At 62.1% G+C, this 23,325-nt stretch carries 24 protein-coding genes; 11 read left to right on the top strand and 13 right to left on the bottom strand.

Going from position 1 to position 23,325, the window contains the following annotated elements:
- The first annotated feature begins 44 nt into the window (after positions 1–44).
- The 6 genes from deoC to ACOGJC_RS06125 all read left to right on the top strand — a co-directional run bounded on the left by deoC (position 45) and on the right by ACOGJC_RS06125 (position 6,994).
- Positions 45–971 (top strand): deoxyribose-phosphate aldolase, encoded by a 927-nt coding sequence (deoC, locus tag ACOGJC_RS06150; RefSeq protein WP_419848202.1) that lies wholly within the window; start codon positions 45–47, stop codon positions 969–971.
- Positions 972–1,002: 31 nt separating this feature from the next.
- The gene (locus ACOGJC_RS06145; RefSeq protein ID WP_419847632.1) at positions 1,003–2,451 is read left to right on the top strand and encodes an aldehyde dehydrogenase family protein; all 1,449 of its coding nucleotides are present in this window, start codon (positions 1,003–1,005) and stop codon (positions 2,449–2,451) included.
- Positions 2,448–3,323 (top strand): aldehyde dehydrogenase family protein, encoded by an 876-nt coding sequence (locus tag ACOGJC_RS06140; RefSeq protein ID WP_419847631.1) that lies wholly within the window; start codon positions 2,448–2,450, stop codon positions 3,321–3,323. The genes ACOGJC_RS06145 and ACOGJC_RS06140 overlap by 4 nt, the downstream gene beginning before the upstream one ends.
- Positions 3,320–3,970 carry a 5' nucleotidase, NT5C type gene (locus ACOGJC_RS06135; RefSeq protein WP_419847630.1) on the top strand — a complete coding sequence of 217 codons (651 nt, stop codon included), beginning with the start codon at positions 3,320–3,322 and terminating at the stop codon, positions 3,968–3,970. The genes ACOGJC_RS06140 and ACOGJC_RS06135 overlap by 4 nt, the downstream gene beginning before the upstream one ends.
- Before the next feature lie 110 nt (positions 3,971–4,080).
- On the top strand, positions 4,081–5,754 hold the full coding sequence (locus ACOGJC_RS06130; protein WP_419847629.1) for an AAA family ATPase: 1,674 nt from the start codon (positions 4,081–4,083) through the stop codon (positions 5,752–5,754).
- Positions 5,755–5,764: 10 nt separating this feature from the next.
- Positions 5,765–6,994: a hypothetical protein gene (locus ACOGJC_RS06125; protein ID WP_419847628.1), complete on the top strand. Its 1,230-nt coding sequence runs from the start codon at positions 5,765–5,767 to the stop codon at positions 6,992–6,994.
- Here the strand turns inward: ACOGJC_RS06125 and ACOGJC_RS06120 are convergent.
- From ACOGJC_RS06120 to ACOGJC_RS06070, 11 genes are all read right to left on the bottom strand, one after another.
- Entirely contained in the window at positions 6,984–8,201 is a 1,218-nt protein-coding gene (locus tag ACOGJC_RS06120) for a DNA-methyltransferase (protein WP_419847627.1), read from the bottom strand. The genes ACOGJC_RS06125 and ACOGJC_RS06120 overlap by 11 nt on opposite strands.
- A gap of 148 nt (positions 8,202–8,349) precedes the next feature.
- A complete protein-coding gene (locus ACOGJC_RS06115) occupies positions 8,350–8,541 on the bottom strand; it encodes a hypothetical protein (protein WP_419847626.1) in 192 nt (63 codons plus the stop codon).
- Between the two features lie 274 nt (positions 8,542–8,815).
- The gene (locus ACOGJC_RS06110) at positions 8,816–9,019 is read right to left on the bottom strand and encodes a hypothetical protein (RefSeq protein WP_419847625.1); all 204 of its coding nucleotides are present in this window, start codon (positions 9,017–9,019) and stop codon (positions 8,816–8,818) included.
- 768 nt (positions 9,020–9,787) lie between these two features.
- A complete protein-coding gene (locus ACOGJC_RS06105) occupies positions 9,788–10,486 on the bottom strand; it encodes an HAD family hydrolase (RefSeq protein ID WP_419847624.1) in 699 nt (232 codons plus the stop codon).
- On the bottom strand, positions 10,483–11,553 hold the full coding sequence (locus ACOGJC_RS06100; protein ID WP_419847623.1) for an adenosine deaminase: 1,071 nt from the start codon (positions 11,551–11,553) through the stop codon (positions 10,483–10,485). The genes ACOGJC_RS06105 and ACOGJC_RS06100 overlap by 4 nt, the downstream gene beginning before the upstream one ends.
- Before the next feature lie 10 nt (positions 11,554–11,563).
- Positions 11,564–12,832 carry a thymidine phosphorylase gene (locus ACOGJC_RS06095; RefSeq protein WP_419847622.1) on the bottom strand — a complete coding sequence of 423 codons (1,269 nt, stop codon included), beginning with the start codon at positions 12,830–12,832 and terminating at the stop codon, positions 11,564–11,566.
- Positions 12,829–13,218 (bottom strand): cytidine deaminase, encoded by a 390-nt coding sequence (locus tag ACOGJC_RS06090; RefSeq protein WP_419847621.1) that lies wholly within the window; start codon positions 13,216–13,218, stop codon positions 12,829–12,831. The genes ACOGJC_RS06095 and ACOGJC_RS06090 overlap by 4 nt, the downstream gene beginning before the upstream one ends.
- Before the next feature lie 15 nt (positions 13,219–13,233).
- Positions 13,234–14,544, bottom strand: a complete 1,311-nt coding sequence (locus tag ACOGJC_RS06085; protein WP_419847620.1) for an ABC transporter permease — start codon at positions 14,542–14,544, stop codon at positions 13,234–13,236.
- Complete coding sequence (locus ACOGJC_RS06080; RefSeq protein ID WP_419847619.1) at positions 14,541–15,701, bottom strand: ABC transporter permease; 1,161 nt, start codon at positions 15,699–15,701, stop codon at positions 14,541–14,543. Before ACOGJC_RS06080 ends, ACOGJC_RS06085 begins: the two co-directional genes overlap by 4 nt.
- Complete coding sequence (locus tag ACOGJC_RS06075; RefSeq protein ID WP_419847618.1) at positions 15,698–17,242, bottom strand: ABC transporter ATP-binding protein; 1,545 nt, start codon at positions 17,240–17,242, stop codon at positions 15,698–15,700. Before ACOGJC_RS06075 ends, ACOGJC_RS06080 begins: the two co-directional genes overlap by 4 nt.
- A 113-nt stretch (positions 17,243–17,355) precedes the next feature.
- On the bottom strand, positions 17,356–18,486 hold the full coding sequence (locus ACOGJC_RS06070) for a BMP family lipoprotein (protein ID WP_419847617.1): 1,131 nt from the start codon (positions 18,484–18,486) through the stop codon (positions 17,356–17,358).
- 113 nt (positions 18,487–18,599) lie between these two features.
- On the opposite strand from ACOGJC_RS06070, the gene ACOGJC_RS06065 reads away from it, so the two are divergent.
- The 3 genes from ACOGJC_RS06065 to ACOGJC_RS06055 all read left to right on the top strand — a co-directional run bounded on the left by ACOGJC_RS06065 (position 18,600) and on the right by ACOGJC_RS06055 (position 21,326).
- Positions 18,600–19,337, top strand: a complete 738-nt coding sequence (locus tag ACOGJC_RS06065) for an SDR family NAD(P)-dependent oxidoreductase (RefSeq protein ID WP_419847616.1) — start codon at positions 18,600–18,602, stop codon at positions 19,335–19,337.
- 84 nt (positions 19,338–19,421) lie between these two features.
- Positions 19,422–20,564, top strand: a complete 1,143-nt coding sequence (locus tag ACOGJC_RS06060) for a ferritin-like domain-containing protein (protein WP_419847615.1) — start codon at positions 19,422–19,424, stop codon at positions 20,562–20,564.
- 12 nt (positions 20,565–20,576) lie between these two features.
- A complete protein-coding gene (locus ACOGJC_RS06055) occupies positions 20,577–21,326 on the top strand; it encodes a hypothetical protein (RefSeq protein ID WP_419847614.1) in 750 nt (249 codons plus the stop codon).
- Here ACOGJC_RS06055 and ACOGJC_RS06050 read toward each other — a convergent pair.
- Both ACOGJC_RS06050 and ACOGJC_RS06045 read right to left on the bottom strand, forming a co-directional pair.
- Positions 21,304–21,714: a thiol-disulfide oxidoreductase DCC family protein gene (locus tag ACOGJC_RS06050; RefSeq protein WP_419847613.1), complete on the bottom strand. Its 411-nt coding sequence runs from the start codon at positions 21,712–21,714 to the stop codon at positions 21,304–21,306. The two genes, ACOGJC_RS06055 and ACOGJC_RS06050, sit on opposite strands and share 23 nt — an antisense overlap.
- A complete protein-coding gene (locus ACOGJC_RS06045; RefSeq protein WP_419847612.1) occupies positions 21,695–21,784 on the bottom strand; it encodes a 50S ribosomal protein bL37 in 90 nt (29 codons plus the stop codon). The genes ACOGJC_RS06050 and ACOGJC_RS06045 overlap by 20 nt, the downstream gene beginning before the upstream one ends.
- 54 nt (positions 21,785–21,838) lie before the next feature.
- On the opposite strand from ACOGJC_RS06045, the gene ychF reads away from it, so the two are divergent.
- Both ychF and ACOGJC_RS06035 read left to right on the top strand, forming a co-directional pair.
- Positions 21,839–22,915, top strand: a complete 1,077-nt coding sequence (gene ychF, locus ACOGJC_RS06040; RefSeq protein WP_419847611.1) for a redox-regulated ATPase YchF — start codon at positions 21,839–21,841, stop codon at positions 22,913–22,915.
- A gap of 53 nt (positions 22,916–22,968) precedes the next feature.
- Positions 22,969–23,319 carry a DUF192 domain-containing protein gene (locus ACOGJC_RS06035; RefSeq protein ID WP_419847610.1) on the top strand — a complete coding sequence of 117 codons (351 nt, stop codon included), beginning with the start codon at positions 22,969–22,971 and terminating at the stop codon, positions 23,317–23,319.
- Positions 23,320–23,325: the final 6 nt, after the last annotated feature.

Here is a 23,325-nt window from a genome sequence, read left to right as displayed (position 1 = left end):
CACTGTCGCCTGCCACCCCTATCCTTGGGCGAGTGACCGATCTGTTGGCAGTGGAGACCCCGCCAGGGCCTGCCGATGCCGTGGCCGGGGTGCGCATCACCCCGGTAGACGCGGTGGGGCTGGAGCAGCGGGCCGCCGCGCTGTGTACTCGGTCGATCAAAACCTCGTCGAAGGCGGCGGCGCTCGACTTGGCCATCCGGGTGATGGACCTCACCACGCTGGAGGGCGCCGACACCCCTGAGCGAGTCCAGGCGCTGTGTGCCCGAGCCCGCCACCCTGACGCCGCCGACTGGACAGTGCCGCCGGTGGCCGCGGTGTGCGTCTACCCCGAGCTTGTGCCGGTGGCTGTCGAGGCGCTGGCCGACAGCTCGGTGGCGGTGGCCAGCGTGGCCGGGGGATTCCCCGCAGGCTTGGCACCATTGGAGGTTCGGCTGGCCGAGATTGCCTGGGCGGTGGCCGCCGGGGCCGACGAGGTGGACATCGTATTGAATCGCTCGGCGTTTCTATCCGGGCAGTATCAGAAGGCTTACGACGAGATTGCCGCGGCCAAGCAAGCCTGCGGGTCGGCCCACCTCAAGGTGATCTTGGAGACAGGAGAACTTGGCTCCTACGACCAGATCAGGCGGGCGTCGATGCTGGCCATGGTGGCTGGAGCCGATTTCATCAAGACCTCGACGGGCAAGATCGGCACCTCGGCCACCCCGCCCACCGCCCTGTGTATGGCCGAGGCCATCCGGGACATGGCCGAGCAGACGGGCAAGGCCGTGGGATTGAAGCTGGCCGGGGGCATTCGCACCGCCAAGCAGGCCTGGCACTACCTGGTGATCGTGGGCGAAACGCTGGGTCAGGGATGGTTGACCCCGGAGCGGTTCCGGCTGGGAGCGTCCAGCCTGCTCAACGACGTGCTGATGCAGCGGGCCAAGCTGCGCGACGGCCGCTACCAGCGGCGGGAGGATTTCAGCGTTGACTGATCGCTCGTCTCCCGGACACGAGGTGGCGCCCGTGGGTGATTTCGACCTGGAGTACGCGCCTGCCCCCGAATCGGTCGCGCCGGTGCGCTTGGCCTCGCAGTACGGACTATTTGTGGGGGGCGAGATGGTGGAACCCGCGGCTGGGCAGTTGGTACCCACCGTGAATCCCGCCACTGGCGAGGCGCTGGCCGAGGTCAGTGTGGCCGATGCCGGCGATGTGGACCGGGCGGTGGCTGCGGCCCGCACCGCCTGGGAGGGCGGTTGGCGCGATCTGCCCGGCGCTGAGCGGGCCAAGTATCTGTACCGGGTGGCCCGGCTGCTCCAGGAGCGGGCCCGGGAGTTCGCCGTGCTGGAGACGATGGACGGGGGCAAGCCGATCCGGGAGTCGCGCGATCTCGACATCCCCCTGGCCGCGGCCCACTTCTTCCATTACGCCGGGTGGGCCGACAAGCTCGACTACGCCTTCAGTGGTCGCCGGGCGGCCCCGTTGGGGGTGGCCGCCCAAGTCATCCCGTGGAACTTCCCCTTGTTGATGGCTGCCTGGAAGCTGGCCCCCGCGCTGGCCTGCGGCAACACTGCCGTGCTCAAGCCGGCGCCCACCACCCCGCTGACCGCGCTGTTGTTGGCCGACGTGTTGCGCGACGCCGAACTGCCCCCCGGTGTGGTGAACATCGTCACCGGTGACGACGCCACCGGAGCGGCGCTGGTGGCTCACCCCGGCGTGGACAAAGTGGCGTTCACCGGATCGACCGACGTGGGCCGGGCCATCGCCGCCCAGGCGGCCGGCACCGACAAGCGCCTCACCCTGGAGCTGGGGGGCAAGGCGGCCAACATCGTGTTCGACGACGCCGCCCTCGACCAGGTGACCGAGGGCATCGTCAACGGCATCTACTTCAACGGCGGCCAAGTGTGCTGCGCCGGATCGCGCCTGCTGGTGCAAGAGACGGTGGCCGACACTGTTATCGGCAAGCTCCAGCGGCGCATGGACACCCTGCGGGTGGGCGATCCCCTGGACAAGAACACCGACATCGGGGCCATCAACTCCCAAGCTCAACTCGACCGCATCCAAGAGCTGGTGGCCTCGGGCGTGGCCGAGGGCGCCGAGCTGTACACGCCGGAGTGCGTGCTGCCCGAGCGCGGCTTCTTCCACGCCCCGGCGCTGTTCACCAATGTGTCCACCGCCCACCGCATCGCCCAAGAGGAGATTTTCGGGCCGGTGCTGTCGGTGCTCACCTTTCGCACCGCGGAGGAGGCGGTGGCCAAGGCCAACAACACCCCCTACGGGCTTTCGGCCGGCATCTGGACGGAGAAGGGGTCGCGCATCCTGTGGATGGCCGATCGAATGCAGGCCGGTGTGGTGTGGGCCAACACCTTCAACCGGTTCGACCCGGCTAGCCCCTTCGGTGGCTACCGGGAGAGCGGCTACGGCCGCGAAGGCGGCCGGGCCGGTCTCCTGCCCTACGTGGAGCTCGTGGCATGAGCAGCCGACTGGTGGTCAACAAGACCTATAAGCAGTTCATCGGCGGGGCGTTCGAGCGCTCTGAGTCGGGCCGGTCGTACCCGGTGATCGGTGCTGAGGGCCAGTTGTTGGCCAACGCGGTTCAGGGGTCGCGCAAAGACGTAAGGGAGGCAGTGGCGGCGGCCCGGTCGGCTCAAGGAGGCTGGGCCGGGCGCACGGCCTACAACCGGGGCCAGATCCTGTATCGGGTGGCTGAGGTGATGGAATCCCGCCGAGACGAGTTCAGCGCCGAGGTGCTTCGGGCGGGTGACGGGTATATCGAGGCGGCTGCGGCCGACGAGACCGCCGCGGCCATCGATCGCTGGGTGTGGTACGCCGGCTGGGCCGACAAGTTCGCCACCGTGCTGGGCGGGGCCAACCCGGTGGCCGGCCCCTATTTCAACCTCAGCGTGCCCGAGCCCACCGGCGTGGTGGGGATTGTGGCCCCCGCCGAACCGCCCCTTCTGCCACTGGTATCCCGGCTGGCCCCGGTGATCGTGTCGGGCAACACCGCAGTGGTGCTGGCCTCGGAGCGCTGCCCGCTGGCGGCCGTCACCCTGGCCGAGACCCTGGCGCTGAGCGATGTGCCGTCCGGGGTGGTCAACATCCTTACCGGCCATCGAGACGAGCTCGTTCCGCCGTTGGCCGGACATGTGGCGGTCGATTCGCTGGACCTCACCGGCTGCGATGCTGAATTGGCCGCCGAGGCCGCCCGACAGGCGGCGGCCACCATCACCCGGGTGGTGAGCGCATCAACCGCCGAGCGGCAATGGACTGCCGAGGCCGCCCAAAGCCCCTACCTCATCGACGCCTTCTGCGAGACCAAGACCGTCTGGCACCCCAAGGGTCGATGAGCGGGGGACCGTTTGTATTCGGCGTCGACCTCGACGGGGTATGCGCCCAGCACACCTTGGCCTTCCGCAAGATCGTGGCCCAAGAGAAGGGCGTGCCCGAGGAGTCGCTGACTCTGGAATGCGGGTGGGGCTTCCAGGAATGGGGATTCGAAGAAGGCGACTTCGAGGCCTACCACCGCCGGGCGGTGGCAGAGCATCGGATGCTGGCCGACATGCCGGCCATGCCCGGCGCGTCCAAGGCGCTGTGGCGGTTGTCGGAGGCCGGGGTGTGGATCCGCATCATCACCCACCGGCTCTACACCAACTGGGACCACGCCATCGCCGCGGGTGACACGGCTGAGTGGCTCGACAAGGCCAAGATCCCCTACCGAGACCTGTGTTTCGTGGGCGGGAAATCGGCGGTGGATGCTCACGTCTACATCGAAGACGCCCCCCACAATGTCGAGGCTTTGCGGGCCGAGGGCCGCACCGTGATCGTGTTCGATCAGCCCTACAACCGGGACTTAGAACCGCCCCGGGCCACCTCCTGGGAAGAGGTAGAGGCCATGGTCTACGACGAGTTGGCCGCCCATCAAGGTGCCGTCCAACACCAACTCCCCACCTTCGACCCCAGCACCGACCGCCTTCATAAGAGGGACATGAAATGAATGGACGAGGGTCAGCAGCAAAGCCCCGTGGAAAGGGGGTAGCTTGCGCTATCAACATTCGGAAAAGGGACAATCCCTCGTGAATCGAAATTCAATGACAGGATCTAACGATGAAAATTAGTCAGAATGCGATGCTTGCTGCGTTGCAAGACTTTCAAGATCTCAATTACAGCACCCAGCATGCTTCTCTCTACGAGAGCTTTCTGGTATCCAAGTGGCTCAATGCAAGAAAAAATGAATCAAACGGGAATGAAGTAGCAATTTCCTTAGCAGACGTAAACGAAGCCGTGGATAGCATTTTCGTCCTTGGCGGATCCTATACCTTGGGAAGACTGTATCCGTTCAGATATAAGTGGCTTAGCGCAAGGGATTCAGGAAGAAGAACTGTGTGGAACAATACGACTAGAGGTGGCACTAAACTAGCAGCATCTATCTACAAAATAGGAGGAGAGAGAGGTGAAAGAGACATACGATACGGTTTGGAAGCAAATGCAGCAGCCATAGTGGGGCAGACTATAGGAAACAGAGAACAAATATTTCCTAGATGGACATCTCTAGTTTGTTTGATATTAAGAAACTACGATTTCAACGCAACAAGTAGCTGGGGTGAAGCGCGAAATGAGTTGAGAACTCAACTAGGGTTAAGTGAAGAAGAACTGGCCACAATAACACGAGACGACTATGACCCCCATCCGCTTGTTGCCGATGAAGAGTGGAACGTAGATAGGCTTCCGTCGGCCCTAGCTCCAACTGAACACCACGTTAGAAGGGATGCGTTGCCGCCAGCCGAAAAAAGAAGGCGGTCCCCTGTCGTAGACGTTGCAATAGACACTCGTACCGAAAGAATGTTGAAGCATGCAGTTAGAAATTTTCCTTTCATCATTTTAGTGGGCCCTCCAGGAACTGGAAAGAGCACCCTAATCAAGTGGATCGTTGAGGAAGTTAGGGCAAAGCCTGAAGAATTTGGATTTGACTCAGACTTTAGTCCTTCTCTCATGTGGAGTACACCAGACGAAAGTTGGTCAACATTTGAACTGGTGGGAGGATATACGCCGAATTCAGGAGGGGAACTGGTATGGTCTCCGGGGGTTTTACTAAGTGCAATTGCAGAAGACAAGTGGCTGGTCCTTGATGAAACAAATAGGGCTGACATGGATAGAATCATGGGTCCGTTGCTAACTTGGCTATCAGAACAAGATGTTGAAATAGGAAAAACGCGTCCCTTCGATGGCAAATCAATCGTTTTGGGGTGGACAGATACACCACATAACGCAGTAGAAACTTCGCAAGACAACGAGCCGGTCCAATACGGAACAGGAATGTTTTGGAGGATGTTTGGGACATATAACCCCCAAGATGCTCTAAGAGTATTTCGGTTCGGGATGGCGTTATCACGCCGATTTGTGATCATACCTGTTCCAGCAGTAACGAGCGGGCAATTCGAAGAACTTCTAAACTCATCGTTTACCAACATAAACGATCATTTAGCATCGAAGATTAGCGGTCTATATTCGGCCCACCTAGAAGACCAACGTTCCGTACTGGGTCCAGCCGTATTCCTGAGAATGGCGAGATATCTCGATACAATGGATGCCGATGAACTTGATGATGAAGACACTGAGCAAATCTTGGCTGAGGCATACATAATGAATGCTGGCAAATATCTTGCATCCTATGACTCTCACACTATTGAATCTCTGAAAACTAGGGTCATTGCTGACGACAATATTTTTGACGATACTCAGTGGGGTTGGATTTTGTCTCAACGAGAGATAATTCTATAGCGATAGAAGTATGCAGGAAGAAGAACTAGCAGTCCCAAGAGATGGGCTCAAGGAAATAGAACGGAGTTGGATTAGCGACGGAGCTTTGATCGATCTATTGAGTTCTGTTCTAGATGATAATTTGGAGTATGAATGGCAACCTGATGACATCATTAGGAGATCGTATCGCATCTTGCTGGAGAAGCTTGAACACCATATTCTAAGTTGGCCAACGACTATGCGTCAATGGGAAGAAATCTTGCCCATCACGACAATTTCTAAAGGTCGTATTAGCAATAGGCTGCAAGGGAACACCAATTGGGTTCACACATCGCGTCGATTTGGCTGGCCGCCAAGAAGTTATGTTATTCGATCACGCGATATAAGCTATGGGGGCATTGCAGTGTCTGTCATGGCGTGGCTATCCAAGGAAATAGATGTCATATGCTCTGAAGTAAAGCAAATGAGTCCAGTAATTGTGGATCGCTTGGAGAACCAGATAAAAATCCTTAAGAATATTGTTGAAGAACACTTAACTGAATTTGAGATTGTTGAGCCTGACAGATTTGAACTCCACGCTTTGACTTCATCGGGATATCCCTGGCATAGTATCGCCGAAAGTGCTCAGACAATTATTCGTGCTAAACGCGACCCAGAATTTCTTGCCTATGAACTTCTTGAACCTGATATTGAATTAAGGCATGTATTATTTCATATTTCTGTCTTTGGCTATTTGATTGGAGCATTGAGGCAGTGTGGGTTTAGGGTAGTGTGGAAGTCAGTTTTCGCTGATGGCGACTCATCTCCTCTGATCCGGGCGATTCACCAGGATGGTACAGAGTGGGACTTGTGGTTTGAATCACGGCATATGAGATCATTTTATGATCTCGATCACTCTGCCTACGAGTCAGCTGTCCAGGGAATTGAATACTCTGATAAGGCGCTGAGCTACGATATTCTATTGGTCTCATCAAATGATCGTGCATTGATTTTGGAATGCAAATGGAGTAATAGACCTCCTTACGTTGGGCGAGATGGATTTCATCAGGTGTCAAGCTATGCATTGGATGCTCGGAATGGCTTAGCCGGAGAGGTGTGGGCGTTTGTCATTGGACCTGAAGAAATAGTCACTTCGATGAGCATTGCTGACGAAATGTACGAAGATACATCCGTGGTTTTAGGTTCAGCACCAGCTTCAATGCTCGTTGAAGTCCTAGCTGAATTTCTGTCGCGGGGTCATTTTGAGGGAGCTAATAGTTAAGGTACCTAGTTGCGGTCTCTAACCGGTCTTTTGCTATGGAAAGGTATGTTTGCGAGATGTCAAAACCCAGGAAGCTGCAACCATGATGTAGGGCAGCAAGCCCGGAGTTTCCGGAACCTACGAAAGGATCAAGAACTAGGTCTCCTGGTTCTGTGGAAAGGGCTATACAACGTCCAGGCAATGCAGTAGGGAATTGAGCACCATGCCCGTTGCCTCCAGTAGAAGTATTCAATACCCAGACATCGGAGAGTTTTTCTGCTTCATATGATTCATCTCGGCCACCGTATTGTTTGTCGGCTGTGAGATAGATCCTTTTGTCGAATTTAGGTGTTCGCGTCTTTGTGATGTGAATCACGTACTCTAAACCTCGACTCACACGTGAATTATGGGGTTCGGGGAGGGTACTTCGCTTAGCCCATGTGATAATAGACTTGACGTATAACCCTATCTGGCTCGCTCTTTCTGCGATTAGAGCTGGGATAAGACATTGCTCACCGTCCTTCAAATAGGAATGTCCGGCAGAATAACGTCGCAGGAAGTGTTCCTCCCATTTCCTATCATCTTTTCCTTCCATTGCTCGGAGGGCTTCAGCAGCTGAATTTCGGATTTGAGTACGCGTATTGAAACTGTCCATGACGTTCCACCAGATAGAACCGTCGTCGGTGATTACTTGGGCAAGGGAATCCATGACTTCGGTGGTATGTCGAATGAAACCCTCTGGAGTTTGCTCAAGTCCATAAGGGCATATTTCGCCATCTGCCCATGGTGTCGCTTGAGGATCCTCGTAGATGCGTGTACCCCAATAAGGAGTTGACGTTATGGCACATTGAACAGTTGACGTGGGAATGGTACCTATCAGGTCCAAGGCATTACCGAGTCGTAGATCATAGTTAGGGGGGTTTGGAATGAAATTGCGTTCTTGTACAGCGTTGTGTGTAGTAGTCAAGTAGGAAATGACCTTGGAACGGGGAACGATAGTTTCTTTGAATGCATCAAGATCTAGGAGATGTAGGACGTGTTGCGGTGTGAGGAATTCCTTTTGACCTGTGGTTTTACGTACAAATAGTGCCGACATGCCGACGACCTTGGCGACCTCCTCTAGCCTGTAGGAGTGATCAAGCTGAGCAATGTGATTTCGGTCAAGAGAGGTGCGCGGGGTGTGAGGCTTAATGTCGGTGGGTTGCCACGTGGCATGGGCGCCTGTCATGGCGAGCCTCCCCTCTGATGTTCCTCGTATGTGATTTGCCTGGCACATGATGGCATGAAGCAGTGACAGTATGGGTGATGGTGGGCTCCTGCAACCGTTGCTTGGCGCCCAGCGAGGAAGGGATGTGGCCGATGTTGGATAGGTCTACCTATCTGCTGTGGGGAGGGTCTAGGTCCCAGGCGAGGTGGTAGGGGATTGGGACGTTCTGGCCGCCTATGTCGACAAGTGGTTCGATATCGGAGCACGCCGAGTTGCCCGGCACCTGGATGCGGCCAATGTCGCGGCGTTGGAACTCTCGGGTGTCGGTGGGCCGGCTTTTCTTTCCCGCGGGCTCCACCATGTGGAAGTGATCGTTCCGCCCCGAGGATAAGATCTGGGTGTCCTGATTCCACAGGTCGCCCTTTGTTGTGAGTGCGAGGCGGTGGCGGTGTTCCTTTCCGCGGGGTGTTGGCCACCTCAGTACCGACTGGCCTGGGGCGAGAGACCATTTGTTGTCTAGTGCGGCGAGTGCTATTGGTCCGCAATATGACCTGGGCTAGATCCCCGACGTCTGCACGGTGGATCATTTTCGCTACTGAAAGAGGTGCGTAGAAGTCACCCCTGAGGCAATTGGCTTAGGTCGAGTTGGCTGAGGCCAGTCCGGCACCCAGGTCGGCGATTGCTCTGCCCAAGTGAGCTGCGGCTTGCTCATCCAGGCCGCAGCTCTTGGTTAGAGCGGCTGCGTCGTCAGGGTTGTCGCATAGGTGCGGGGCGGCCACAATGCCGCCCCCGAGAAGAATGCGACGCAGCCCGGCTAGATGGTCAGCTAGCTTCCCCATCGTTCGCTCGTCTAGGGCCGAGTTGACAGGTTCCAGGGAGTCAGCCTTATAGGCTGATGCAAGCTCCTTCCCAAATGTTGCGCCATATGTAAGGGCATCCTGAGGATCCTCTGGTGAGGAGTCCCTAACGAGGTCGCAGGCCGAGTCGAGAGCGTCTCCAGCGCTGTCACATGCCTCATAGGCAAGATCATTCGTTTGACTGTCGGCCAAACCAGCGTCGGCGAGGCACTCGATTGCAATGTCAATGGCTGTATCAAGGACAGCGAAATGTGTGCTGTCGCATGCAGAGAGAGCAGCGCAGGCACCAGCGTGGCCGAGCACTGTGGCAGCCGCAGATGCAATAGCGGTGGCTAATCCATCGACGTATGGTTCGGCGACAGCCCGCTCGGCTGGCCTAGAGGCACTACCAGCAGCAGCGATCGCAGCGCCTAACTCTCCGTGCAGTCCGATCAGTTCGGATTCAGCCCGCTCGGCTGGGGTCATTGCTTTGCTTCGTTTTGGTCTGCTCGCTCGACGTTACGACGTAGCTGGGCAGAATCGAATGACCAGTCTTCAGCCAACTCATCGGGAAGTCCTGGAGGGGCAACGGTAGTAGCGCCGAGGAGCGTCAATCCGATCGTGGTGGAAGGTCGCATCATGTCTAACTGCCTTAGGTGTTTTTCGCATTTCGAATGTCTAGCTGCCATTCAATTTCATTGAGAACATAGCTAGATCGGCAGTCTGCATTCTTGTTCAGTAAGAGATAGCTCGTATGAGAAGTCATACGGGTTACTGGTCGGCCAGCCAGGAGGGGAGTTGGCGGATGTCGGAGAGTTCCACCCAGCTGTCGTGGGGGGAGATGGTGGCGTGCTCCAGGTCCCAGGTGAGGTGGTAGGGGATGTGGACGCCTCGGCCGCCGAGGGCGACCACGGGCTCGATGTCGGAGCGCACCGAGTTGCCCACCATCACGAATCGGCCGATGTCGATCTCGTGGCGGTCGAGCAGCCGGGTGTAGGTGGACTGGTCCTTCTCGGCCACGATCTCCACTGCGTCGAAGTGATCGGCCAGCCCGGAGGCGGCGATCTTGGTTTCCTGGTTCCACAGATCGCCCTTGGTGATGAGCACCAGGCGATAGCGGTGCTCCAATTCTTCGATGGTGTCAGCCACCCCGTCGAGCAGTTCCACCGGGTGAGCGTGCATCTCCTTGGCCCAGCCCACAATGGTGTGGATCTCCTCCGCGGTGATCTGTCCTTCGGTGGCCTCGATCGCAGTCTCGATCATCGACAGCACGAACCCTTTTATCCCGTAGCCGAAGATGGCCACGTTGTGCCGTTCTAGTTCGATGAGCCGCTCGTGGAAGTCCACATCGGGCAGGTGGCGGGCCACCAGATCGGCCATCCGCTGCTCGTAGTCGGCGAAGATCGACTCGTTGTGCCACAAGGTGTCGTCGGCGTCGAGGCCGACAGTGTCGATAGGGACTGCGGTCACAGTGCCAGGGATCCGTAGGCCGGCTTGACCACCTTGTTGATGATCTCCAGGCGCTCATCGAAGGGGATGAAGGCGCTCTTCATGGCGTTGATGGTGAGCCACTGGATGTCGGCCCACCCGAAACCGAACTCGTCCACTAGCTGCATCACCTCTTGGGTCATGGAGGTGGCGCTCATGAGGCGGTTGTCGGTATTGACCGTCACCCGGAACCGCAGGTCGCTCAGCACTTTGATGGGGTGCTCGGCGATGGACGGCGCCGCCCCGGTGTGGACGTTGGACGTGGGGCACAGTTCCAGCGGGATGCGCCGGTCACGCACGAAAGCGGCCAGCCGGCCCAGCTTGGGGGTGCCATCAGCGGTGAATTCGATGTCGTCCACAATGCGGACCCCGTGGCCCAAGCGCTCGGTACCGCAGTACTGCACGGCCTCCCAGATGGATGGCGGCCCGTAGGCCTCCCCGGCGTGGATGGTGAAGTGGAAGTTCTCCCGCTGGATCAGGTGAAAGGCATCCAGGTGACGGGTGGGCGGGTTGCCGGCCTCGGCCCCGGCAATGTCGAATCCGACGACGCCCTTGTCGCGGTGGCGCACGGCTAGTTGCGCGATCTCCAGGGAGCGGGCTGCGGTGCGCATGGCGGTGAGAAGCGTGCCGATGCGGATGTTCCGGTTGGCGCTGCCTGCTTCAAAACCGGCCACCACCGCCTCAACCACCTCGTCCAGTCTGAGCCCGCCCTCGGTGTGCAGCTCGGGAGCGAACCTCACCTCGGCGTAGACCACCCCGTCGTCGTCGAGGTCTTCGGCACACTCAGCCGCCACCCGCTCTAGGGCGTCGCGGGTCTGCATGACCCCCACGGTGTGGGCAAAGGTCTCCAAATACAAGGTGAGGTCCAACCGGCTGGCCCCTCTCACCATCCACCGGGCCAACTCACCGGCATCGGTGGTGGGGAGGTTGTCGTAGCCGGTCTCTGCCGCCAACTCCACCACAGTCTGCGGCCGCAACCCCCCGTCCAAGTGGTCATGCAACAACACCTTGGGAGCGGCCCTTACTTCATCGATTGTCGGATGTATCACTAGCTAAAGGCTACGCAATCCGGTCGGCGATTAGGCGGCGAGGCTTTGGAGCAGTGTCGGCGAGGGTCAAGGCTGAACTCAGGGCCTCGTGGGCGGCGGGCAGGAGGGAGGGGTCGTCGGTGTGGAGTTCGGCTATTACCTCACCGGCGGTTACTTGGTGGCCTTGGACTCGGCGGAGGAGCACCCCGGCCGAGGCTGACACGTCGTCTTCCTTGCGGGCTCGGCCGGCGCCCAGCCGCCAGGCGGCTACTCCGACGGCCAGTGCGTCGATGCGGTTGATCACGCCGTCGGCTGGTGCGGTCCAGTGGTCTACCACCGGGGCGGTGGGTAGGGGAGCGGCGGGGTCGCCGCCTTGGGCGGCCACCATGGCCCGCCACGCGTCCATGGCCTGACCGGAGGCCAGTACCTCGGTGGGCTCAGCCTCCAGGCCGGCCAACTCGACCATTTCTTGGGCGAGGGCCAGGGTCACTTCCACCAAGTCGGCGGGGCCGCCCCCGGCCAGGGTTTCCACCGCCTCGGCCACCTCGAGAGCGTTGCCGGCGGCTAAGCCCAGGGGCTGGTCCATGTCGGTGAGCAGCGCCACGGTGTTCACCCCGTGGGCGTGGCCGAGCCCGACCATGGTGCGGGCCAGCTCTTCGCCGTCGGCCGGGTCGGGCAGGAAGGCCCCGGAGCCGAACTTCACATCCAGCACCAGCCCGGAAGTGCCTTCGGCGATTTTCTTGGACATGATCGAGCTGGCGATCAGCGGGATTGATGCCACTGTGCCGGTTACGTCCCGCAGGGCGTAGAGCACTCGGTCGGCGGGGGCCAGATCGGCAGTGGCTGCGGCGATCACCGCGCCCACGTCTTGGAGTTGGGCCAAGAACTCGTCATCGCTCAGGGCGGCCCGCCAGCCGCTGATGGCCTCCATCTTGTCGAGGGTGCCGCCGGTGTGACCCAGGCCCCGCCCGGAAAGCTGGGGCACCGCCGCGCCGCAGGCCGCCACCAGAGGGCACAGCACCAGCGACACCTTGTCGCCCACCCCGCCGGTTGAGTGCTTGTCGACCGTGGGGCGTTGCAGGCTCGACAAGTCCAACCGTTGGCCGCTGTTGATCATGGCTGCGGTCCAGGTGGCTAGCTCTCGGGCGGTGAGGCCCCGCCACACGATGGCCATGAGCAGGGCGGCGGCCTGTTCAGCCGGAATGGTCCCCGTGGTGACCCCTTCGATGAACCAGTTGATCTGCTCGTCGCTCAGCTCGCCGCCATCCCGCTTGGCGACGATGAGATCGACTGCGTTCACGGCAGGTCGTCGGGGCCGAACGCGCCGGGCAGCAGGTCGCCCACGGTGTGGGTCTCGTTCACCAGGCAACTGGCGCCGCCGGCCTCGTAGAGCAGTTGGCGACACCGTCCGCAGGGGGTGAGCGGGTTCCCGTCGCCGTCGGTCACCGCCACCGCCACCAGCCGTCCGCCTCCGGTGCGGTGTAGGTCGCCCACCAAGCCGCATTCGGCGCACAGGGTGAGCCCAAAGGAGGCGTTCTCCACGTTGCAACCGGTCACCACCCGGCCATCGTCGGTCAGCCCGGCCGCACCCACCGACAGGTTCGAATACGGGGCGTAGGCACCCGCGGAGGCTTTATGGGCGGCAGCCCACAGCTCGCTCCACGGAATCGCCTGCTCAGCACCCATTTGGCCTCATTACTACTACTTACTTCGCTGGAAGGGCTGGCCTGCGGCCGCCGGGGGTATCGACCGGCCCACCGCCCCGGCTACCACCACCAGCGTGACAATGAACGGGAGGGCCTGGAGGAACTCACTGGGAATCTCGAATCCGCTCACTTCCACCCCCAAGAACTGGAGTCGGGTGCCCAGCGCCCGGGAGAAGCCGAACAGCAGCGCCCCGCCGAAGGCTCCCCAGGGGGTCCACTTCCCGAAGATCAGGGCGGCCAGGGCGATGAACCCCGCAGCGTTGGTCATGTTGTCTTCGAAGCGGGTCTGCGACTCCATGGAGAACCAGGCTCCGGCCAGACCGGCGATGAGCCCGCCCAAGATCACCGACTGATAGCGGATCCGCACCACGTTCACCCCCAGCGTCTCGGCTGCGTGGGGGTTCTCCCCGCATGATCGCACCCGCAGCCCCCACGGTGTGCGGAACATAACCAACCAGGTGCCGATCACCACCAAATACATCATCCAGTAGATGGGCTTGCCCCGGAATAGCTGGTCGCCGATCACCGGGATTTCCGACAGCAGGGGCAAGCCAAACTCGGAGGTGCCCACCCCGGTGGTGATGCCGGTTTTGACGATCACCTCTGAGCGCAGGAACCCGGTGAGCCCTAGGGCGAACAGGTTGATCACCACGCCGCCCACGATCTGGTTCACCCCGAAGCGGATTGACAGCACGGCGAGGAGGGCGGCCACCAGCCCGCCGGCCAGCACCGAGATGAGAATAGAGAACCACAGCCACCCGGTGGACTGGGCATCTCCGATGGTGGCGTAGGTCATGTAGCCGATGCCCGCGCCGGCCAGCATGGTGCCCTCGATACCGATGTTGATGATGCCCGAGCGCTCGCACCACAAGCCGGTGGTTGCTCCCAAGGCCAGCGGGGTGGCCAGCACCAGCGACTCGTTGAACAAGTTGACGATGTTGGTGCTGGGGTTGTCGGACAGGGCCAGGCTGAGCACCAGCAGCAGTGGAATCACCGCCAGCGCACTCAGAAGCCGGGCCGGGCTGGCCCACCGTCGGGCGTCGGGCGGGGCGAATCCCAGCACGGCGGTGAGTAGGAACAGCACGCCGATGGCGATCACCCACGTTGGGGGATGGAACCCGATTCCCGCCGGGTTGGGTGGCGGCTCGAAGTTGAATCGCCGACTGGTGCCGCTGATGGCCGGGGCCACCCCGGCGAGCAGCGCGATGCCCAGCAACCCGAACACCAGTCCGGTGATCGACTGGCGATCCAAGCCAACCCGCCCTGAGGCTCTGGTCGCGCCCGCGGCGTGCTCCACAGTGGTCACACCGCCCCCTCAATGGAGGTGGCCTTGAACGGGCTCTGGTCGAGTTCGCGCACCCGGAACAGGTAGCGGACGATGGCGTCAGCGGCCACGAACAACAGCACCATGGCTTGGATGATCCGCACCACGTCGATGGACACGTCGGCCTCCTGCTGCATCAGCGGCGCCCCTGACAGCATCGACCCCCACAGCAGGGCGGCGGCGATGATGGCTACCGGGTTGGTGCGGGCCAAAAGAGCGATGGCTATGCCGTCGAAGCCCATCAGGAAGAAGGTGCCCGGCTGGAAGAATCCGTTGGTGCCCGAGATCTCCGAGGCGGCGGCCAGGCCGGCGAAGGCCCCGGACGCGGCCATCGAGGCCACGATCACCCGGTTTACGTTGATGCCCGCGTAGTGGGATGCGTGGGGGTTCAATCCCACGGTGCCCACCTCGAACCCGAACGTGGTGCGCTTGAGTACGAAGGCCACCACGAAACAGATCCCCACCAGGGCGAACAGCCCGACGTGGAGAACGGGCTGGCTGTCCACCAGTTCGGGTAACACCGCAGTGTCGGAGATGGGATCGGTGCGGGGAACGGTGCTCTCGGTGTCCCGCAGTACTACCGGGTCGCGGGAGTTCACCATCCAGCGGACCCCGAATAACACCAAGGAGTTGAGCATGATCGTACTGATCACCTCGTGGGCGCCGGTCTTGGTTCGCAGCACACCGGGAATCCCGCCCCAGATGGCACCGCCCATGGTTCCGGCGATGAGGATGAGCGGGATGGCCACGATGCCGGGCAGGTCGGACATCCACGACAGCGCCCCCACATAGGCCGCGGTGACGCCCCCGGCCAAAAGCTGACCCTCGGCGCCGATATTGAACAGCCCGGCTCGGAAGGCGAAGGCCAAGGCCAGCGCCGATCCGATGAACGGCACCGACCGGGCCAGCGACCCCGCGATCTCATCGCCCCCGCCCACCATGCCCCGCAACAGTGCCCAATAGGCGGTGAAGGGGTTCACCCCGATGATGGAGATCAGTACCCCGCCGACCACGAACGACAACAAGATGGCGTAGAGCGACACGTACAGCGGCTGCAACCGCCACACCTCGGTAAGCACGCGGTGGACTTGGCTGGCTACCCGCCCGATGCCGGCGTTGGCGTTTCGGGCGCCGTTCACGACTGGCCTCCAGATGAGCCGGTGGCCATGAGGAGGCCGAGCTCTTCCCGGGTGGCGTCGGTGGCGTCCACCGTTCCGGCCAGTCGGCCCCGATAGAGCACGCCGATCCGGTCGGACAGCGACAAGATCTCGTCCAACTCGGCCGACACCAAAAGCACCGCCACTCCCCGGTCGCGCAGCTCGATGATCTTGCGGTGGATGAACTCGATGGAGCCCACGTCGAGGCCTCGGGTGGGCTGGGCCACCACCAGGGCCTTGAGATCGCCGGTCAGCTCCCGGGCCACGATCACCTTTTGCTGGTTGCCGCCCGACAGCGTGTCGATGATGGCATCGACCCCGGGGGTGCGAACGTCGAATTGCTCGACCAGCTCTTGGGCTTCGGCGTTGATGGCCGCGGTGTTGCGCACCCCTCGCTGGGAGAACTTGCGATGGTGGTAGCGGTTGAGCACCAGGTTGTCGGCAATGGTGTACTGGGCCACCACTCCGTGCTTGCTGCGGTTCTCGGGCACGTGGGCGACGCCCAGTTCGTTGATCTTACGGGGATTCCAGTCGGTGGTTTCCTGACCGAGCATCTCCACCCGCCCCCCGGCGGCCGGGCGCATCCCGCAGATGGCCTCGACCAGTTCCCGCTGGCCGTTGCCCTCCACGCCGGCGATTCCGAAAATCTCACCGGCTCGCACCTCCACGTCGAAGCCGCTGACCGTTTCCACTCCCCGGTCGTCGGCAACCCGCAGACCTTGGGTCCGCAGCACTGGTGCCCCCGGATCAGCTTCGGCCTTGTCGACTCGGAAGACCACGTCTCGGCCCACCATCAAGTTGGCCAGAGACTGCTGGGTGGCGCCTTCGGCGGCGGCGGTTCCCACCACCCGGCCAGCCCGCAGCACGGTGATGCGGTCGGCCACCGCCAGCACCTCGCGGAGCTTGTGGGTGATGAAGATGATCGACTTGCCCTGGCCGGTGAGGCTCTCCACCACCCCGAAGAAGTCGTCCACCTCGCCGGGGGTCAGCACCGCGGTGGGCTCGTCGAGAATCAAGATGTCGGCATCGCGGAAGAGCGCCTTGACCAGCTCCACTCGCTGCTGTTCCCCCACCGACAGCTCGCCCACGGTGGCGTCCGGATCCACGGCCAGCCCGTAGCGCTCAGCCAGGCTGTCGATCTGGCGGCGGGCTGAGTCCAGATCGAGGAACGCCCCTTTGGTGACCTCGTTGCCCAAGATGATGTTCTCGGCCACCGTGAACACCGGTATGAGCTGGAAGTGCTGGTGGACCATGCCGATGCCCCGGGCGATGGCATCGCCTGAGTCTTCGAAATGCACCTCTTCGCCCCGCACCTTGATGGTGCCCTGGTCGGGTCGGTACAGCCCGAACACCATGTTCACCAGGGTGCTCTTGCCCGCGCCGTTCTCTCCCAGCAGGCAGTGGATCTCGCCCTGGTTGAGGGTGAGGCTCACGTCGTCGTTGGCCACTACCCCTGGGAAGGCCTTGGTGATTCCCTCAACCTCCAGCACCGGACGTGCCCCGCCCCCGTTTGCCTGAGCCATGCGCAGCCCAGGCTACGCCATACAACCGAAGCGGCACGCGAAAGGCGGCGGCCGAAGTTCGCTCAGCCGCCGCCTTTCAAATGTGGATCGTCAATTGTCGATCGCAGGATCGGTTAGTCGCAGAGTGAGCCTTCGCCGATGAACAGGCCGTCGATGCCGCATACCCCGGTGGTGATGCTGCCGTCGGCTAAACCGGCCCGCACCCGTTCCACATTGGCGGCGGCCTCTGAGCTCACCGCGGCATCGTGGAATGGGGCGTAGGTGATGCCCAGGTTCTCTGCGGTCAGCACGAATACGCCACCGGCGAAGGTGCCCTCAATGGCCGCGGCAATGTTGCGGAACACCGAGAGGTCCACCCGCTTGATGGCCGAGCTGATGAGGTACTCCGAACCGGGTGCCGAGCCGCCGTTGAAGGTGGTGTAGTACTCGTCCTGGTCCACGCCGATGCCCCAGACCTCGGCCTCAGCGGCGGCCTTGACCCCGCCCGAGCCGGTGGGACCACCAGCGCCGAAGATCACGTCGGCGCCGTCGCCGATGAACTGCTGGGCGTCGGACGCGCCCTTTGCCGGGTCGGTGAAGCTCTCGTTGTACACCGACAGAACCTGGATGTCGGGGTTGATGTACTTGGCACCGGCCTCGTAGCCGTTGACGAACTTCACAACCGGGGGCACGTCCTCTCGTCCGGCCACCACACCGATCACGCCCGACTCGCTCATGGAGGCGGCCAGAGCTCCGGCGATGAAGCCGCCCTCGTGCTCGTTGAACAGCACGCCCACGTAGTTGGCGGGATACTCGGGTTGCCATTGGTCGATGCCGATGTAGTTGATATTCGGGTTTTCCTCAGCGGCGGCCAGGGTGTCAGTAGCGAGCAGGAAGCCCACCGTGATGAGCACGTTGGGATTCTGGCTGGCCGAGGTATTCAGGTTGGCGTCGTAGTCGGCTTCCGACGCGGTCTCGATCACGCTGGTGTCCTCGATGCCGAAGCACTCGGCAGCGGCGGTCATGCCCTCATAGGCGAACTGGTTGAAGGTGCCGTCGTCCACCTTGCCGATGTCGGTCACCATGTTCACACGGAAGCCGTCGGGGGCCTCCAGGCCTCCCCACGACTCGCATTCCTGGTCCAAGGCCAGCAATGCAGCCGCAGGTGCTTCAGCTTCGTCATCGTCGTCATTGCCACAGCCCGCGGCCACAATGGCCAAAGACAACAATGCAGCAAGAAATAGCAGGATCCTCTTCCGCGTCACAGCCCCTCCTTCAGATGCCGGTCGGTAGGAATAGGGAGGCTACCCCAGCGCGGTGACATCTGCCGTGCTGGATCGGTGGGTTTCGGGCACCTAAGAGTGTCTACGCTGGGGCCATGTCGAGACTTGAAGGAAAGACAGCCATCGTTACCGGAGCAGCCCGAGGTACCGGGTCGGTCATCGCTCAGATGTTCCGGGATGAAGGGGCCTCCGTAGTGGCCACCGACATCGCCGACGGGGATGGAATCGTCAAGCTCGACGTGACCAACGAGGCCCACTGGGACGAGGTGGTGAGCGGCATGGAGCAGGTGGACGTGCTGGTCAACAACGCCGCCATCTTGCACATGGGGCCCATCGAGCGCACCTCGGCCGAGGCCTACCGCCAGGTGCTGGACGTGAATCTGGTGGGGCCGTTCTTGGGCATGCGGGCGGTGGTCGGGCCGATGCGAGCTTCCGGGGGCGGTTCGATCGTCAATATCAGCTCCATCGACGGGCTCATCGGCATGAACGGTATATCCGCGTACGGGGCCAGCAAGTTCGGCCTCGGGGGGCTGATGCGCTGCGCGGCCTTGGAGTTGGGCCGGTCGGGCATCCGGGTCAACAACGTGTGCCCCGCGGGCGGCAATCCGGCCATGTACTCCCAGTGGTTCGACCAGATGATGTCGTTCATGGATGAGACCGCGGCCTACTCGGCCAATAGGGGCATCCCCGGCGAGGTCCCCCTGGAATGCATCGCCGCCGCCGCGCTGTTTCTGGCCTCTGACGAGTCGTCGCACATCACCGGCGCCGACTTGCCGGTGGACGGCGGTGCGGCCGCCGGTGTGGTCATCGAGGGCTTGAACAGCCTGGAGTGAGCGAGCGCCGCGAAGTCTCTTTTTTGACCATCGGCGGTATCATTCAGCTCATTGGCCTAGCCAACGGCGGCAGAGGAGAGATGCATGGCCCCGCCCACTCGCACCGATGAGGAGATCATCGGACGCGCCGACGTTAACGACATCGACACCATCATCGACATCTCAAGGACGAACAGCGACGTCACCTCGATAATCCACGCCGTTCAAGACAACAGCGACGCCCTGTTCACCTGGGATTACGCCAAGGGGGCCCGGCCCAAGTTGGAGCGCCTCTACGAGAAGGCCAAGACGTCGCAGTGGAACGCCCAGACCGACTTGGACTGGTCCATCGAGGTGGATCCCTACGAAGCGTTCAACATCTTCACAGAGTCCGGGAGCCGTGGTGAGTTTGAGCGCGAGGACAGACCCGATCTGCCCACCGCCAACTGGGGAGAGGCCGAGTGGCGGGAGTTCTCCCTGGAGACCTTCAAGTGGCGCATGAGCCAGTTCCTCCACGGCGAGCAAGGCGCCCTGCTGTGCACGGCCAAGATCGTCGAGACCGTCCCGTGGATCGACGCCAAGTACTACGCCGCCACCCAGGTGGTGGACGAGGCCCGTCACGTGGAGGTGTTCGGCAAGTACCTCGACGAGAAGCTGGGCGACTCCTATCCCATCAACGTCCATCTCAAGCTGCTGCTCGACGACATCATCAACGACAGCCGCTGGGACATGACCTACCTGGGCATGCAGATCATGGTGGAGGGCCTGGCCCTGGCCGCCTTCGGCTTCATGTACCAGCTCACCCCCGAGCCCCTGCTCAAAAAACTCCTGCGCTATGTGATGGCCGACGAGGCCCGCCATGTGGCCTTCGGCGTGCTCAGCCTCCAGGAGTTCTACAGCGAGCTCACCACCTCCGAGCTGCGCGAGCGCCAGGAGTTCGCCTTTGAGGCCGCGGTGCGGATGCGCGACCGGTTCCTGTCCCAAGAGGTGTGGGAGCGCATGGGCGTACCGGTGCGGCCCATGGTGGAGAACTTCCTGTCGCTACCCGCCGACCAGAAGCCGTTCCAGAACATCCTGTTCTCCAAGATCGTGCCCAACTGCAAAAAGCTGGGCTTGCTGGATGCGGGCGACGGCTGGCTGCGACGCCGGTTCGAGGAGATCCACGTCATCGAGTTCGAAGACTGGGTGGACACCGGCGAGGAATACGAGGACTTCCAGGTCGAAGAAGTTGCCGCGGTCTCAGCGTAGATCCCGGGTTGCATGGCCAAGCTGAGCTTGACGCCGCTGGCCGAGGTGGCCGCCGAGTCGACTGCCGGCGGAACCTCGCGCCGGTTCAGCCCCGACGGCTACAGCTTGTGGATCGAAGTTCTCGACCTCGAGTCCGGCGGTGGATTGACCTGGGCACCGGCTGACGGCGACGAGGCAGTGTATGTGGTCGCCGGCGAAGCTGACGTGACCGAATTTGGGCCTGACGGCCGGCGGTCGGCCTGCTGCCCGACCGGGGGAGCGGTGATTGTGGAGCAGGGGGCCCGCGCCGCGCTGACCTCGGTTGGAAGAGGCCAGCTCGTCCGGTTCGGTTCGACCGATCCAGTGGGGGTGTACGGACACGGCGTGAATGTGTTCGGACCCCGCGGCTGGGGATTCAGCGGTGATCCGGCCGGAACCCACGCCACCTGGTTCTCCGACTCCACCTGGGAGTCCACCCCGCTGACCCTGCTTCGGGTGGAGCGGGACACCCCCCGTCAGGGTCCTGCCCACCACCACTCGCAAGACGAGATCATCTACCTGCTCGACGGCAGTATTTCTCTGGGATCACTAGAGGCTGAACCGGGGGCCATCTTGTGCATCCCCGCCAATGTCCGCTACCGCATCACCGCCGGCCCCGTGGGCTATCGCTTCCTCAACTACCGCAGCGGCCCCGCCGCCCAGGTTTACGAGCGAGATTCAGCCCCTCAGCTCGAAAACGTCGCGGCCCGAGACGGCCATCTCACCGACGATCGCATTTTGTAGCCCCCGGCCAGCGGATGCGGGAGCGGTTGTTGGCCACCAGGCGGTACACGCCGCGGGCCAGCGGATTGACCGGTCCCACTGTCATGAGCCGGCCCACTGCGGGCCAAAAGCCGCCCATCGCCCCGAGTGCACCGGCGATGCTGCGATGGTCGTCCCAGCGGGTGCCGTTGGGGTCGATCCACCAAGCTGAGCGGGCTACGTCCTCTTCGGTGAGGTCAAGGGCGTCCAGATCAACTTGCTGAGAGGGGACCACCCGATAGTTGTCGCTCAGCCGGCGCTCCGCCCAACGGGCGGTAGCCGTGCAGAACCCGCAGTCGCCGTCGTAGACCAGTATTCCCGCGGGAATGGAAGAAGAATGAGGGTGAGGCTCAGCTGTTGCGCCCGGCATTGGGCTTCCGCCCATGATTGGCCTTCTTGCGCCGTGCTCTGGCCTTGCGTTTTTGGGTGCGCTTCGACATTCAAACCTCCGCGTCTCTAGAAAGACTACCGACTCCAAGTAGCGTGAACGACCCGTGGAGCGCTTCGGTTTCGTCGGACTGCCCAACTCCGGCAAGTCCTCCCTCTACAACGCCCTGATCGGATCGGACGTACTGGCTGCCCCCTACGCCTTCGCTACCACCGACTCCAACGTTGGCGTGGCCAAAGTGGTCGACCCCCGTCTTGACGCTATCGCCGAGCTGAGCGGCTCCCCCAAAGTGACCCCGGCCAGCGTGCAGTTCACCGACATCGGGGGGCTGGTGGAGGGGGCCAGCCGGGGAGAAGGGCTGGGCAACCGCTTTTTGGCCGGCATCCGGGAGGTGGACGCGGTGGTGTATGTCCTCCGGGCCTTCGTCGACCCGGACGTGCCCGGCCCGACCGATCCTCTGGAGCACCTCAGGGTGTTGGAGATCGAGCTGACGCTGGCCGACTTGGAGTCGGTGGAGAACCGGCTGGTGAAGCGGCGCAAGTCCGCCGTTCAAGACCGGTCGCTGGCCGGAGAGGTGGCCGCTCTGGAAGCCGCCGCCCACGTGCTGGGCGAGGGCGTCCCGCTGTACCGCAGCGACCTGACCGCCGAACAGCGAACCGACTTGTGGGCGAGCTTCCTGCTCACCAACCGTCCGGTGCTGGCGGTGGTCAACATCGGCGAGGGCCAGCTTGACGCCGCCGATTCGGTGATCGAGCCGGTGGCCGCCGAGCTGGGCGGCCGGGCCATAGCCATGGCGGTGTGCGTGCAGCTCGAAGCCGAAGCGGCCCAGCTTCCCGCCGAAGAACGGGTCGAGATGCTCGAAGGCCTGGGCCTGGGCGAGGGGGCTTTGGGCCGGTTCACCCATGCGGCCTACGACCTGCTGGGCCTGCGGACCTTCTTCACCACCGGCGACAAGGAGACCCGGGCCTGGACCTACCGCCTCGGGGCCACTGCTCCAGAGGCCGCCGGGCGGATCCACACCGACTTCCAGCGGGGGTTCATCCGAGCCGACGTGATCGGCTGGCAGGAGCTGCTAGATGCCGGGGGCTGGACCAAGGCCAAAGAGCTGGGCGTGATGCGCACCGAAGGCCGCGACTACTCGGTGGCCGACGGCGATGTGATGGAGATTCGCTTCAATGTCTGAGGATCACGAGGCGCCCTCTTGAACAAACGCCTCTGGAGTTGGAAAATCTGGTGATGGCGTGGCTCGTCTGCGACGACCGGGTGCTGGCCACTGTGGAGGTCGCCACTCGTTGGCGCGAGCGGGCGGTGGGGCTGTTGGGCCGCGACGAGTTCGACAATGCGCTGCTGTTGCGGCCCGCGTTCTCAGTGCACACCGTGGGCATGCGCTTCCCGGTTGACGTGGCCCACCTCGACCGCGATCTGGTGGTGTTGAAAACCGCCACGATGGCCCGCCACCGGATCGGCCTTCCGGTTTGGCGGGCCCGAGCGGTATTGGAGGCGGAAGCGGGCTCGTTCGCCCGATGGGGCATAAAACCCGGAGACCGCTTGCAGGTGAGGCAGACTGCTGGTAGCGGGAGGGGATGATCCAAC

The organism is Candidatus Poriferisocius sp., assembly GCF_965204015.1.
Taxonomy (GTDB): domain Bacteria; phylum Actinomycetota; class Acidimicrobiia; order Acidimicrobiales; family Bin134; genus Poriferisocius.
Note: the sequence above shows the minus strand (reverse complement) of the source record. Positions and strands in the feature narration are given on the sequence as shown.

What these genes read in the sequence shown, in the direction of transcription:
- ACOGJC_RS06140 (WP_419847631.1), top strand. Translation starts at nt 2,448, where the DNA reads ATGAGCAGCCGACTGGTGGTCAACAAGACCTATAAGCAGTTCATCGGC.
- ACOGJC_RS06135 (WP_419847630.1), top strand. Translation starts at nt 3,320, where the DNA reads ATGAGCGGGGGACCGTTTGTATTCGGCGTCGACCTCGACGGGGTATGC.
- ACOGJC_RS06130 (WP_419847629.1), top strand. Translation starts at nt 4,081, where the DNA reads ATGAAAATTAGTCAGAATGCGATGCTTGCTGCGTTGCAAGACTTTCAA.
- ACOGJC_RS06125 (WP_419847628.1), top strand. Translation starts at nt 5,765, where the DNA reads ATGCAGGAAGAAGAACTAGCAGTCCCAAGAGATGGGCTCAAGGAAATA.
- ACOGJC_RS06120 (WP_419847627.1), bottom strand. Translation starts at nt 8,201, where the DNA reads ATGACAGGCGCCCATGCCACGTGGCAACCCACCGACATTAAGCCTCAC.
- ACOGJC_RS06115 (WP_419847626.1), bottom strand. Translation starts at nt 8,541, where the DNA reads ATGGTGGAGCCCGCGGGAAAGAAAAGCCGGCCCACCGACACCCGAGAG.
- ACOGJC_RS06110 (WP_419847625.1), bottom strand. Translation starts at nt 9,019, where the DNA reads ATGGGGAAGCTAGCTGACCATCTAGCCGGGCTGCGTCGCATTCTTCTC.
- ACOGJC_RS06090 (WP_419847621.1), bottom strand. Translation starts at nt 13,218, where the DNA reads ATGGGTGCTGAGCAGGCGATTCCGTGGAGCGAGCTGTGGGCTGCCGCC.
- ACOGJC_RS06075 (WP_419847618.1), bottom strand. Translation starts at nt 17,242, where the DNA reads ATGGCTCAGGCAAACGGGGGCGGGGCACGTCCGGTGCTGGAGGTTGAG.
- ACOGJC_RS06065 (WP_419847616.1), top strand. Translation starts at nt 18,600, where the DNA reads ATGTCGAGACTTGAAGGAAAGACAGCCATCGTTACCGGAGCAGCCCGA.
- ACOGJC_RS06060 (WP_419847615.1), top strand. Translation starts at nt 19,422, where the DNA reads ATGGCCCCGCCCACTCGCACCGATGAGGAGATCATCGGACGCGCCGAC.
- ACOGJC_RS06055 (WP_419847614.1), top strand. Translation starts at nt 20,577, where the DNA reads ATGGCCAAGCTGAGCTTGACGCCGCTGGCCGAGGTGGCCGCCGAGTCG.
- ACOGJC_RS06050 (WP_419847613.1), bottom strand. Translation starts at nt 21,714, where the DNA reads ATGCCGGGCGCAACAGCTGAGCCTCACCCTCATTCTTCTTCCATTCCC.
- ACOGJC_RS06045 (WP_419847612.1), bottom strand. Translation starts at nt 21,784, where the DNA reads ATGTCGAAGCGCACCCAAAAACGCAAGGCCAGAGCACGGCGCAAGAAG.
- ACOGJC_RS06035 (WP_419847610.1), top strand. Translation starts at nt 22,969, where the DNA reads ATGGCGTGGCTCGTCTGCGACGACCGGGTGCTGGCCACTGTGGAGGTC.